Origin of the sequence: Brevibacillus panacihumi, assembly GCF_003710985.1 — a bacterium.
Classification (GTDB): Bacteria; Bacillota; Bacilli; order Brevibacillales; family Brevibacillaceae; genus Brevibacillus; species Brevibacillus panacihumi.
Genome location: NZ_RHHT01000002.1, coordinates 48858 through 61755 on the forward strand (window position 1 = coordinate 48858; position 12898 = coordinate 61755).

The window sequence follows — 12898 nt, forward strand, 5'->3', positions numbered from 1 at the left end:
GTCTAGTTGGTTTTTGTTTGTTTTACATGATTTGAGCCTATCTTTAACATACTTTACCAACTGCAAAGAAGCAACAAAATAATCGAAAAATTAGGCATATTCGGCTTTTTTCACGATATATAGGAAGGAAAACCCAATCTTGAGTCGAAGTAGGTAACCAATATTTGCGTTTTCAATATGAATGAAGAACAGGAGGAATCGTACCGTGAAACTAGGTGGCTTCAAGAACCGTGAAATGCTGGTTGACCTCTCTGCAGGTGTCGTGGACTATCGGGAAATCAATGAGGAGTTGGCGCGCAAGTTTATCGGCGGCCGGGGTTTGGGAGTGAAGTACGTCTACGACAACGGACCGCAAGTCGAGCCGTTTTCCGAAGATAACATCCTCTGCTTGATGACTGGCCCCGTCACGGGCTCCAGATCCTCGATGAGCGGACGGCTTTGCATGGTAACCAAATCGCCGTTGACAGGAACCGTGACAGATTCGCACATGGGCGGATGGTCAGCCGCCCGGCTCAAGTGGTCCGGGATCGACAACATCATCTTCAAGGGAGCCAGTGACAAGCCGGTCTACCTCTATATTGAGAACGGCCAGGGAGAACTGCGCGATGCCAGTGATCTGTGGGGAATGGGGACGCGAGGGACGGTCAAGGCCATGCAAGACCGCTATGGAAAGGAAGACCTGAGTGTGATCTGCATCGGACAAGCGGGAGAAAACCTGGTTCGCTATGCAGGCTTCATGAACGAGCACGATCGGGCAGCGGGACGCGGCGGAACGGGTGCGGTAGCAGGCTACAAAAAACTGAAAGCCATCGTGATCAAGGCAGCGCAAAAAGGCAATATGCCTCAGCCCGCCCAGGACGAGGAATACAAGAAGGCCAATCAAAAGGCGCTCAAGGCGATCATGGAAGGCGGCTTGACCGCGCCGAAAAAAGGCGGCCTCTCTGTCTACGGGACGAACGTCTTGACCAATATCATCAATGAAGTCGGAGCGCTTCCGACGATGAACTCCAAGTATACGCATTTTGATGGAGCGGAAGGGCACAGCGGAGAGACGGTAAACGCTACTCTGCTGGTCGCAGACAACACCTGTCATGCTTGTCCGGTCGCCTGCAAAAAGGAAGTAGAGGTCAAGGAAGGCAAGTACAAGACAAGGGTGGAAAGCTTCGAGTACGAGTCGGGCTGGGCGCTGGGCGCCAACTGCGGAGTCAGTGATGCAGCGCCGATCTCATACCTGATCAATCTGTGCAACGAGCATGGAATGGATACGATTGAGCTTGGCAATACCCTTTCCTGTATGATGGAGGCTTATGAGCGGGGGCTGACAGAGGAAAAAATCGATTGGGGCGACGCCGACCGAATGATCGAGCTGACGGAGATGATGGTGTTCCGCAAGGGAATCGGCGACGTTCTCGCGGAAGGGACCGCACGCGCTGCCAAGTATTTTGGCGACGAGAATCTGGCGATGTGCGTCAAGGGCCAGGCGATCCCCGCGTACGACCCGCGCGGCATTCAAGGGATTGGTCTCGGTTACGCGACGAGCAATCGCGGAGCCTGCCACCTGCGCGGCTACACGGTGGCCAGTGAAATCGCGGGCATCCCGATGCCGACAGACCGCCTCAAGCCGGAAGGAAAAGGCGAGCTGCTGAAGATCTTCCAGGATCTTTTGGCTTTCTCCGATTCCATGAACATCTGCAAATTCTCCTCCTTCTCGGAAAATGCGGAGAATTATGCGGAGCAGTACGCTGCCATGACAGGTGTGCCGGTGACAGCCGACGACGTCATGAAAATCGGCGAAAGAATCTACAATCTGGAGCGCCACTACAATAATTTGGCAGGCTTCAACAAGCGCGAGGACGATCACTTGCCCAAACGCTTTACCGAAGAGCCGGCCACAGGCAACAGCGCGGGCCATCTAAGCCGGATGGATGTCATGCTGGATGAGTATTACCAAGTGCGGGGCTGGGTGGATGGTGTCGTGCCGGAAAGCAAGCTTAAGGAATTGAATATCGTTTCATAAGAAAAGGAAAAAGGTGGAAGACCAAACTCCACCTTTTTCCTTACCCTCCTACACGGATGACCTTGATTCGAAAGCGCTGCAACAGTTGGGTCAAGACGTCTTCCCGCTCCGAAGTGAAGCGGATGAAAACGGCGTTGACGTGGAAGCGGGAGGTGATGGCGACCGTCTCCTCCCGCATCAATTCCGCTTGCCACTGGTTGCCGCATACGACAAGGGGGAGATCCTCCCGCCCCGGTTCATCAGCGGCTTGTCCGTTGATCTCGCCACCGCATTCGACCAGATAGGTCAGCAGATGGGAGATGCGAATCCCGCGCAACTCCAGTGTTTGCTCATGCATGCTCAGCCCCCGGCTACCGGAGGGAACAGCGCAAACTGATCATCCTCTTTGACGCGCGTTTGCAGGCCCTGGGCATGAATGATATTTTGTCCGTTGAGAAAGACATGCACAAATGGCTTGAATGTTCGCTCCGCTGTGAAGACCTCGTCTTCCAGAGCAGGATACATCCGGATCAACGTCTCCATGATGTCGATGACGCGGTCCCCGTTATCCAGCGGGACTTCTACGGAGTTTCCCTGACAGATTTCTCGAAAGTTGGCAAATACTTTTACTTTCATCTGGAAAAATCTCCTTTTTCTTTCCATTATACTATCAAATCAAAGAAAAAGTCAGCGTAGATGCGAAAGACGAAATGCTTACCGGAAAAGGGGAAAGGCTATGAAATTTTTTCAAGTAAAAACGGTGACTGAGACATTGGAAATCATACACAAGCATTATGCTCCGGTTCGTCAGCCCGTTACGCTTCCACTAGGTCAAGCGCTCGGCATGGTTCTGGCGGAGGACATCCGATCGACAGAGCAGGTTCCGCATTTTGCCCGTTCGACCGTTGACGGGTATGCGGTGCGGGCGCGTGATACCTATGGGGCCTCTGATTCACTGCCTGCTTTTTTGGATATTCAAGGAAAAGTCGAGATGGGCAAACCGGCGAGTCTGCCTCTGAAAGAAGGACAGGCGCAGGGGATTCCGACCGGGGGAATGATTCCCGATGGGGCAGACAGTGTCGTGATGATTGAGCATGTAGAAGAGGTGGGAGAATTGCTCAACGTCTTCCGCCAGGTGGCGCCGGGAGAAAATATCATCCGGGCCGGGGACGATGTGATGGCAGGCGAGCTGGTCATGTCCGTCGGGCAGCGCCTTCGGCCACAGGATCTCGGCGTGCTGGCTGCGATTGGAAAGACTCGTGTGACGGTGTACCCAAGACCTGTCGTCGCCATCTTGTCCACAGGGGATGAGATTGTCCCCGCAGACAAGGCGCAGCTGGCTCCCGGAGAGGTGCGGGATATTAACAGCGTGACGATTGGAGCCGCAGCCCGCGCATGTGGGGCAGAAGTAATCGACGGCGGCATCGTCAAGGATGATTACGCTGCTTTTCTGACGCGAGCGCAGGAATTGTTCGAGCAGGCTGATTTGCTGCTTTTGTCTGGCGGCAGTTCAGTCGGGACCCGAGATTATACCGAGCAGGTGATGCAAGCGCTCGGGGAGCCTGGCGTGCTGGTCCATGGCGTCTCCATCAAGCCTGGCAAACCGACGATTCTGGCCAAAGCGGGCCAAAAGCCGATCATGGGACTGCCGGGCCACCCCGCGTCCGCATTGATCATTTTTCATCTGTTTACAGCGCCCTTGATCGCCAGACTGGAAGGTCTAGCGCCTACAGAATTGGACAGACGAATCGTCGCACGGATCTCGCGAAATATTCCGTCCGCGGTAGGACGCTCTGATTATGTGCGCGTCAAGCTGGAGAAGCGCGGCGAGGAGTGGTGGGCACATCCTGTATTTGGAAAATCAGGCCTCATTTCAACGCTTGTCAAAAGCGATGGCATGGTGGAGATCGCCGCGCAGAAGGAAGGCATCCTGGAAGGCGAATTTGTCCATGTACATCTATTTGCATAGTTTGGTAGAGTGATTGGTAGAAGGGTTTGGCAGGAGGAAAACGATGCGCAAAATCTACTTGGAAGACACGCCGCTGCAAGACGCCCAGAAGAGAATTGTCGACAGCGTTCGCTTTTCGCCGCAGGTCGAGATCATTCCCACCCGCGAGGCATTGGGAAGGGTCACCGCAGAGCCGATTTATGCAAAGGTTTCGATGCCGAATTTCCATGCTTCTGCGATGGACGGCGTCGCAGTCAAGGCGGAGATGACGTACGGAGCCGACGAGCAGCACCCTGTGCGGCTGAAGCGAGGGGAAGGGTATATCGAGGTAGACACGGGCGATCCGATCCCGGACGGATTTGACGCCGTCATCATGATTGAGAACATTCACCAGATTGACGATGAGACGATCGAGATCCTGGAGGCGGTCGCACCCTGGCAGCATATTCGTCCCATCGGAGAGGACGTGGTCGTCGGGGAAGTCATTATCCCGGACCGCTTCAAACTGCGTCCGGTCGATCTGGGGGCCTTGCTTGCGGGAGGCAATGTGACGGTTCCCGTCTTGCGCAAGCCGCGTGTCGTCATCATCCCGACAGGCAGCGAGCTGATCGAGCCTTCCGATTCGGTGGCAGAAGGAGAAATCATCGAATTCAATGGAGCGGTATTCGCGGCTTATTTGCAAGAGTGGGGAGCCGAGCCGATCTACCACGGGATCGTCCCAGACGATTACGCCATGATCCGCGACGCCGTAAAGACTGCCGTACAGGATGCGGATCTTGTTTTGTTGAACGCAGGGTCTTCGGCTGGACGGGAGGATTTTACGGTCCATATCGTCGAGGAATTGGGAGAGGTGCTGACACATGGCGTAGCGACTCGTCCTGGCAAACCGGTCGTGGTCGGCATGGTAGACGGGAAGCCCGTCATCGGATTGCCTGGCTATCCCGTCTCTGCTTATCTCAATCTGGAATGGTTTGCCCGCATGCTCGTTCACCACTATTACGGTTTGCTGGAGCCGCAGCGTCCGCGGGTCAAGGCGACGCTGGGACGAAGGATCGTCTCTGTCATGGGGGCAGAGGATTTTATCCGTGTGACGATCGGCTGTATCGACGGGCAGTACATCGCCAATCCGCTGACGCGGGCTGCAGGTGTTACCATGTCGATGGTACGGGCAGACGGCCTGCTGCGCATCCCCCCTGGTGATCTCGGCTATGAACAGGGAGAGTGCGTGGAGATTGAGCTGTATCGTCCGCTGGAGCAAATCCAAAATACGATTGTCGCGACAGGCAGTCATGACCTGACAATGGACGTGCTGCATTCCTTGCTGAGAAAAACCAATCCGGAGCGTTTTCTCGTCTCTTCCCACGTCGGCAGCATGGGCGGCATTCTGGCGATTCAAAAAGGGGAAGCGCATGCAGCAGGCGTCCATCTGTTTGACGAAGCGACAGGTACGTACAATCTTCCTTTTGTGCAAAAATACCTCCGCGGTCAGGATGTCGCGCTCATCCAGCTGGTCTATCGCCAGCAAGGCTGGATCGTAAAGCCGGGCAACCCCAAGGGCATCACCTCTGTACATGATCTGGTCAAACCGGGGATTACCTATATCAATCGGCAGCGTGGAGCCGGAACCAGGCTGTTGTTTGATTACCTGCTGGCACAAGAGGGGATTGACAGGGAGCAGATCTACGGCTATTCGCGCGAGGCGGTTTCTCATTTGAGCGTCGCTGCTGCGGTTGCTGGTGGAACCGCAGATGCCGGCCTGGGCATATACTCCGTCGCTGCCGCGATGGGACTTGATTTTATTCCGGTATCAGAGGAACGGTATGATTTGTTGCTCAGCGGCTCTTTTCTGCGCAGCGCACAGGGGGAGGAATTGCTCGCCTGCATTCGCTCGGAGGCTTTTGCCAGAGAGGTGGAGGCGCTGGGCGGTTACAGCTGCCGCGATGCGGGAAAAATCGTGTACGCCATGTCTGCGGATTGACGATTGGATTGGCCTTGCTTCATACTCATAAGAAAAGGAGAGTGGTCATCCATGGCTGTACAAACGCTAGATTCACAGAAACGTCCTCTCCGGGATATCCGCATCTCCGTTACTGATAAATGCAATTTTCGCTGTCAATACTGCATGCCTGCAGAAATCTTCGGGCCTGATTACCCCTTTTTGCCGCAGCATAAGCTGTTGAGCTTCGAGGAGATTACGAGGCTGGCTGGAATCTTCACCTCGCTAGGTGTGGGCAAAATTCGGATCACCGGAGGAGAACCGTTGATGCGCAGGGATTTGCCAGCGTTGATTCGCATGCTGCGTCAGGTGGACGGCGTACAGGATATCGCCATGACTACCAATGGGTCGCTTTTGGCGAAGCACGCAGAAGCGCTGAAAGCAGCCGGGCTGGATCGGGTGACGGTGAGCCTGGACAGTCTGGACGATGAACGCTTTGGGAAAATCAACGGCCGGGGCTACAAGGTGGCAGATGTTCTGGCAGGGATCGAGGCGGCTGCGCAGGCCGGCCTCGGAGTGAAAATCAACATGGTGGTTCAGCGCGAGGTCAACGTCGATGACATCCTGCCGATGGCACGCTATTTCCGGGAGCAGGGACATATCCTGCGTTTCATCGAATTCATGGATGTGGGCAACACCAACGGCTGGAGACTGGACCAGGTGGTGCCATCGCGGGAAATCGTCGAAATGATCAATGAGGAGATGCCCCTGGAACCGATCGACCCCAACTACTACGGAGAAGTGGCATCTCGCTATCGCTATGTGGGGAGCGAAGCGGAGATCGGCTTGATCTCGTCCGTGACCCAGGCGTTCTGCTCGACCTGTACGCGTGCAAGACTTTCGGCGGAAGGCAAAATGTACAACTGCCTGTTTGCGTCGAGCGGATTTGATTTGCGCGAGCCTTTGCGAGCGGGAAGCGACGATGCGAAGATTCGCGAGCTCATTCGCGAGTACTGGGGGCAACGCGCCGACCGCTATTCGGAGGAACGCCTCCTGCATACTCCGGGGCTGACTCGCGACAAGGTAGAGATGTCCCATATTGGCGGATAAGCAAGAATCGCGTGAGCAAGCCTTGACAATCGTTTAGACTCACTGTATGATAAAAGGCGTGTATAAACACTTCATACTTCGAGAAACAAGCAGAGGCGCCCAGCTTCTCACCTGGGTCGACGTCGGTGACCGATTGTTGACAGGTAACTCTTATGCAAAGATCTTTGGATCTGCTTATTTGCAAGGTGAGATAGGTGCGGGCGCGTAATGCGTTCGCACATTTTTTGTGAAAAACCGTTTGCTGTTTTTCATGAACTGAGATGTGACCGCTCGTGGTCAACAAAGCGGCAAGTCCGTTTTGTTCCTTCTCGAAATTGACGGGGGTGGCAAGTATTAGCAAGGATCAAATGTTAGTTAACGAAGCGATCCGTGCCCGTGAGGTTCGTTTGATCGGAGCCGACGGGAGTCAATTGGGAGTCGTTCCCTTTAGGGAAGCATTGCGCATCGCTCAAGAAGCCGACTTGGATCTGGTAAATGTTGCTCCTACAGCCAAGCCGCCTGTATGCCGTATCATGGACTACGGAAAGTTCAAATACGAGCAGGCGAAGAAGGAAAAGGAAGCACGCAAGAACCAGAAGATCATCGAGCTGAAAGAAGTGCGTTTTTCTTCCAATATCGAGGAACACGATTTTCAGACGAAGCTTCGCAACGTCCGCAAGTTCTTGGAGGATCACCACAAGGTGAAGTGTACGATCCGTTTCCGTGGACGTGAAATCACCCACTCCGAAATCGGACTGTCGGTTATGGAACGTGTGGCGGCCCAGTGTGAAGATCTCGCAACGCCTGAGCGCAAGCCGAAGATCGAGGGACGCAGCATGATCATGATTTTGGCTCCGAAGACGGAAAAGTAAGCTAGTAGTTGAGACAGGAGGATTTTTCAGATGCCTAAAATGAAAACTCATAGAGGCGCAGCGAAGCGTTTCAAAAAAACCGGAAGCGGCCAACTGAAGCGTGACCGCGCATATGGTAGCCACTTGTTCGCCAACAAATCAACCAAGCAAAAACGCCATCTGCGTAAAGCTGCCCTTGTTTCCAAAGGCGATCAAAAGCGCATTGAGCAAATGCTCACTTATCTGTAAGTTTCGCATCATTACACACCATCACGCAGCATGAGCTCCCTAAGCGCCTCGTAGCAGGCCGCCATGCTGGAAAGACCAGGAGGAGTTAGTATGCCAAGAGTAAAAGGTGGCATTATTGCACGCCGTCGTCATAAGAAAATCCTGAAGCTGGCGAAAGGTTACTTCGGTTCCAAACATCGCCTCTTTAAATCCGCGAATGCTCAGGTAATGAAATCCCTGATGTACGCATACCGCGACCGTCGTCAAAAGAAACGTGATTTCCGCAAACTGTGGATCACTCGTATCAACGCGCAAGCTCGCATGAACGGCCTGTCTTACAGCCGCCTCATGCACGGCCTGAAAGTAGCTGGCATCGAAGTAAACCGCAAAATGCTGGCTGACCTGGCTGTCAACGACAAAGCAGCTTTCAACGAGCTGGCTGCTGTCGCAAAAGGCAAACTGAACGCGTAAAACCACAAGACACCGATCTTCCTCCATGGAAGGGTCGGTGTTTTTTATTGTGCAAAAATAGTTGTCCAACCTACAACACCTGTCCAAGCGGGAACCTTTCTCCTTTCATACGCTACGAGTAGAAAGAGGAAAGGAGTGAGAGAGTATGGCTAGATTAACGTTATTTGATGGCCGAAATTTTCAAGACAGACGTCTTCAGATTCGCAGACGTGGCTTAGCGATCCGAAACATGAGCGCAATTCGTTTCGACAATGACCTCTCCAGCTTTCGTTTGCGGCGGGATAATGCCGCCAATGTAACACTCGTCCTGTTTTCCCAGGCAAACTATCAAGGAGCGTTTCGCGTATTTCGCGGGAACGCGGCAATTGCCAATCTGAGCAACTTTAACTTTAACAATCGTACGTCGTCACTGATTTTCATCCTCCGCAATCTGACGGACGCGCAGATTCGCAATATCCAGTCAAATGCCCGTGCCCCGAGAGGCATCGCGGAAATCCGTAGATAAGTGCAAAAGCTCTAAGGCGAGCCGCACTTCTGAAAAAATAGGCCAGAATGTGGGAACAAGCTGACACCGATCAACGGTGCTCTGCTTGTTCCTTTTTTTCGTGACAATCAATGAATACTGGGGAGGATTAAAAGAAAAATATCAGAATAATGAATTAATGGTAGATTTTTTATCGGCTTTACCTGTTTACTCTGGGAAGAGAAGACCCATTTGGGATTGGGAAGAAGGAGGAGAAGGCGATGGCATTGGATCCGCAAGCAAAGGCTTTTTTGGACATGAATGAGGCGGCAGGAGTACCCGCGACCAGCACGTTGACTCCGGAGGAGAATCGGCTGCGCACGGCGGATTTCGGTAAGCTGGCGGGAATCCCTAAAGCAGTTGCGCGGGTGGAGAATCGACTGATCCCGGTAGAAGGTGCACAGATCGGAATTCGCATGTATACCCCGAAGGGAACCGGGCCGTTTCCCGTGTTTGTCTATTTTCACGGCGGAGGCTGGGTCATCGGCGATTTGGATACCGTGGATACTGTGTGCCGCAATATTGCGCATGAATCAGATTGCCTGGTTGTATCCGTCGATTATCGACTGGCGCCGGAGCATAAATTTCCGATCCCTGTGTATGACTGTTACGCGGCAGTGGAGTGGGTAGCCCGTCATGCGGCAACATTCCAGGGAGATCCCGAAAAAATCGCGGTTGGCGGAGACAGCGCAGGAGGGAACCTGGCGGCCGTGGTCGCGCAGCTTGCGAAGGAACGCCAGGGACCGGCTCTGTCTTTTCAGGCCTTGATTTACCCTGCCGTACAGCTTGGCTGTGACACGGAATCGTACCGTGAAAATGGAGAGGGTTATTTTCTGACTGCTGACAGCATGAACTGGTTTTTCCAGCAATATCTGAACGGGGAGGAAGACAAGCAGAACGTGCTTGCGTCACCGCTGTTGCAGGAGGATTTGACTGGCTTGCCCCCGGCGCTTGTGATCACGGCTGAGTATGATCCGCTGCGGGACGAGGGAGCCATGTACGCACAAAGGCTTCGAGAAGCAGGAGTCCCCGTCGAGCACACCTGCTATGAGGGCATGATCCATGGATTTTTTTGGATGGGCGGGATCATGGACAAAGGAGCCCAGGCCGTCTCACAGGTAGCCAACAGCCTGCGCAGCGTCTTTTTGCGATTATGACCCAAGCGGGGGGCGCGAAGCATTCGCAATATTGCCTCGTCCAGCATATCTTCGGAGTGTTGGACGGGGTTTTCTTTTCTGGGGACGATGCTCCACTTGCTTCTTCTCCACATATGATGGTGGGGGAAAGCTAGCAAGAGAGGAGTTTCGCAGATGAGAAATCGCCAAGCGAAGATGGAAGAAGAGCTGCAAGTGATGGCTTATCGGCTGGAATCGAAATCTCCGCAGGATGTGTTGGTGTGGGCCATGGAGGAATACGGTTCCGGTCTCGTTCTCGCCTCCAGCTTCGGCGCGGAGGACGTTGTATTGGTTGACATGCTGCATAAGCTGGCTCCAACTGTGCCCGTCTTTTATCTGGATACCAACAAGCATTTCAAAGAGACCTACGAGACGCGAGACCGTCTGCAAGAGCGCTACGGGGCTTCCTTTCTCCAGGTTTTGCCCCAACTGACTCTGGAAGAGCAAGCTGCCAAGCACGGTGATCGGCTGTGGGAGAAGGACCCCAATCTCTGCTGCCAAATCCGCAAGGTAGAGCCGTTGCAGCGCATTTTGGCAGAGTACGAGGCGTGGATTACAGGGATTCGCAGGGAACAGTCGCCGACGCGAGCCAATGCGAAGAAGGTAGAGTGGGACGAAAAATTTAACCTGGTCAAGTTCAATCCGTTGGCGGACTGGACGCATAATCAGGTATGGGAGTATATACATCAGCATGATGTACCCTACAATCCGCTGCATGATCAGCATTACCCGAGTATTGGCTGCGAGGTCTGCACGCGTCAGGTCATGCCGGGTGAGGATCCTCGCGCAGGGCGTTGGTCCGGTTTTGCCAAGACAGAATGCGGGTTGCACAAATGAGTGAAGAGATGGGGGAAATCAACATGTGCGCGATTGCGCCCCACGGAGGAAAACTGATTGAACGACTGTTGCCGCGAGGAGAAAATGCAATTTCAGTAAAGACTGATCACGTCGTCGTTGTAGATAAATGGACGTTGTCTGATTTGGACTGCCTGGCAATCGGCGCCTTTTCGCCGTTGACGGGGTTTTTGGGTGAAGCGGATTATCAATCTGTGGTAGAGTCGATGCGTCTGACGGATGGGACGGTCTGGCCGTTGCCTGTCACGTTGGCCGTTGACCCTTTCCGTTACCAGGGAGTGCGGCCCGGCGACCGTGTCTTGCTGCGAGGGGAAGATGGCGTGGATTACGCACTGCTCCAGGTGGAGAGCTGCTATCTGCCCGACAAGCAGAAAGAAGCGTCGTTCGTCTTTCGGACGACAGACGAAGCGCATCCGGGAGTACAAAAGCTGTATGCAAAACCAGCCCTTTACCTGGGCGGACCGGTAGAAGTATGGAGGCGTCCGGAGCCGGAGCGCTTTGGCGATTATTACCTGACACCGGCACAGACGCGCGAGAGGTTCGCAGCAAATGGCTGGAAGAGTGTGGTCGGCTTCCAGACGCGCAATCCGATTCATCGGGCACACGAGTACATCCAGAAAGCAGCGTTGGAAATCGTCGATGGACTGTTTCTCAATCCCTTGATGGGCGAGACCAAGTCCGACGACGTGCCTGCCGCTGTGCGCATGAAAAGTTACTTGGCGTTGCTGGAACACTACTACCCCAAGGACCGTGTGCTGCTGGCCGCTTTTCCGGCTGCCATGCGCTATGCGGGACCTCGTGAGGCTGTTTTTCATGCACTGGTGCGAAAAAATTACGGATGCACGCATTTTATTGTCGGACGGGACCATGCCGGAGTCGGCGATTACTACGGCACGTATGACGCCCAGCATATTTTCCGGCAATTCAAGCCGGAGGACTTAGGGATTCAATTGCTCTTTTTCGAACACAGCTACTACTGCCGCTCTTGTCAGGGCATGGTGACTGCCAAGACATGTCCGCATGATGCGAGTCACCACATAGCGCTGTCGGGGACGAAGGTGCGCGCCATGCTGCGTGAAGGACAGACGCCACCGCCGGAATACAGTCGTCCCGAGGTGGCCAGGATCTTGATCGAAGGCATGCGGGAGCAGGAGGTTCGCAGCCACTGATATGGTTTTTGACAAAAGGTCGCTCTTTTTGGAATGGTGGGCGGATCTCCCGCATTCTTTCAAGGAGCGATTTTTTGTGTCTCGAGAATTTTCTCCACAGCGGATACGCCTTCCATAGATACCCATTTTTGCAGAAAAGCCTGTTCGTTGCCGAGTGAAAAATGAGGAGCCATTGTATGCGCTTTCACGCATAAGCAGCGTGGTGATGCGGTTTTTGGCTGAACATTCGTTCGGACGAAAGTCATTATAATTCTTGAGTTATTCGTTGACACCCCCATGGTGCCTAGCTATAATCAGACGTAACACTTTATTTTCTGACAACTACAATATTGGAAATATTGTATGAATAGCAGGCTTTGACGAGGATGGTGCACGACTACTCTTTCCCAGAGAGCCCGGGATGCTGCGAACCGGGTAAAGAGAGCGATGCATTGCTCACCTCTGAGCCGTTTTGCTGAAAGCTGCGAGGGCAGTCAGTAGGCAAAACCGTTTAACACCCGTTAGCGTGTTACAGTCCACAAACAATGTGACTGGCTGAGATCGGCCGACCGTGAGGCGCCGATGAAGTTGGGTGGTACCGCGAACCCTTTCGCCCCAAAAGACATGGAACAAGAACCGTGTCGGGGCGAAAGGGTTTTTCTATGTGGTTATAGTTAA

General features: G+C 53.7%; 13 protein-coding genes. 11 read left to right on the forward strand and 2 right to left on the reverse strand.

Annotation, left to right across the window (positions count from 1 at the left end; translation table 11 throughout):
• Positions 1-205: 205 nt before the first annotated feature.
• Positions 206-2017 carry an aldehyde ferredoxin oxidoreductase family protein gene (locus EDM58_RS00315; protein ID WP_122911554.1) on the forward strand — a complete coding sequence of 604 codons (1812 nt, stop codon included), beginning with the start codon at positions 206-208 and terminating at the stop codon, positions 2015-2017.
• A gap of 40 nt (positions 2018-2057) precedes the next feature.
• Here EDM58_RS00315 and EDM58_RS00320 read toward each other — a convergent pair whose 3' ends face one another.
• Positions 2058-2354, reverse strand: a complete 297-nt coding sequence (locus EDM58_RS00320) for a MoaD-like domain-containing protein (RefSeq protein WP_122911555.1) — start codon at positions 2352-2354, stop codon at positions 2058-2060.
• Between the two features lie 2 nt (positions 2355-2356).
• The gene (locus EDM58_RS00325; RefSeq protein WP_122911556.1) at positions 2357-2632 is read right to left on the reverse strand and encodes a ubiquitin-like small modifier protein 1; all 276 of its coding nucleotides are present in this window, start codon (positions 2630-2632) and stop codon (positions 2357-2359) included.
• Positions 2633-2732: 100 nt separating this feature from the next.
• On the opposite strand from EDM58_RS00325, the gene EDM58_RS00330 reads away from it, so the two are divergent.
• The 10 genes from EDM58_RS00330 to sat all read left to right on the forward strand — a co-directional run bounded on the left by EDM58_RS00330 (position 2733) and on the right by sat (position 12241).
• Positions 2733-3965, forward strand: a complete 1233-nt coding sequence (locus EDM58_RS00330) for a molybdopterin molybdotransferase MoeA (RefSeq protein WP_122911557.1) — start codon at positions 2733-2735, stop codon at positions 3963-3965.
• A gap of 43 nt (positions 3966-4008) precedes the next feature.
• Positions 4009-5922 carry a molybdopterin biosynthesis protein gene (locus EDM58_RS00335; protein ID WP_122911558.1) on the forward strand — a complete coding sequence of 638 codons (1914 nt, stop codon included), beginning with the start codon at positions 4009-4011 and terminating at the stop codon, positions 5920-5922.
• A gap of 51 nt (positions 5923-5973) precedes the next feature.
• Positions 5974-6990, forward strand: coding sequence for a GTP 3',8-cyclase MoaA (gene moaA, locus EDM58_RS00340; protein WP_122911559.1), 1017 nt, complete (start codon positions 5974-5976; stop codon positions 6988-6990).
• 347 nt (positions 6991-7337) lie between these two features.
• Positions 7338-7841 (forward strand): translation initiation factor IF-3, encoded by a 504-nt coding sequence (gene infC, locus EDM58_RS00345; RefSeq protein ID WP_122911953.1) that lies wholly within the window; start codon positions 7338-7340, stop codon positions 7839-7841.
• A gap of 30 nt (positions 7842-7871) precedes the next feature.
• Positions 7872-8069 carry a 50S ribosomal protein L35 gene (rpmI, locus tag EDM58_RS00350; protein ID WP_023555667.1) on the forward strand — a complete coding sequence of 66 codons (198 nt, stop codon included), beginning with the start codon at positions 7872-7874 and terminating at the stop codon, positions 8067-8069.
• A gap of 90 nt (positions 8070-8159) precedes the next feature.
• Positions 8160-8519: a 50S ribosomal protein L20 gene (gene rplT, locus EDM58_RS00355; protein ID WP_023555666.1), complete on the forward strand. Its 360-nt coding sequence runs from the start codon at positions 8160-8162 to the stop codon at positions 8517-8519.
• Between the two features lie 145 nt (positions 8520-8664).
• The gene (locus tag EDM58_RS00360) at positions 8665-9024 is read left to right on the forward strand and encodes a hypothetical protein (protein ID WP_122911560.1); all 360 of its coding nucleotides are present in this window, start codon (positions 8665-8667) and stop codon (positions 9022-9024) included.
• A 239-nt stretch (positions 9025-9263) separates the two neighbouring features.
• Positions 9264-10199, forward strand: coding sequence for an alpha/beta hydrolase (locus EDM58_RS00365; protein WP_122911561.1), 936 nt, complete (start codon positions 9264-9266; stop codon positions 10197-10199).
• Positions 10200-10352: 153 nt separating this feature from the next.
• Positions 10353-11054, forward strand: coding sequence for a phosphoadenylyl-sulfate reductase (locus tag EDM58_RS00370; protein ID WP_122911562.1), 702 nt, complete (start codon positions 10353-10355; stop codon positions 11052-11054).
• Complete coding sequence (gene sat / locus EDM58_RS00375; RefSeq protein WP_425455591.1) at positions 11036-12241, forward strand: sulfate adenylyltransferase; 1206 nt, start codon at positions 11036-11038, stop codon at positions 12239-12241. Before EDM58_RS00370 ends, sat begins: the two co-directional genes overlap by 19 nt.
• Positions 12242-12898: the final 657 nt, after the last annotated feature.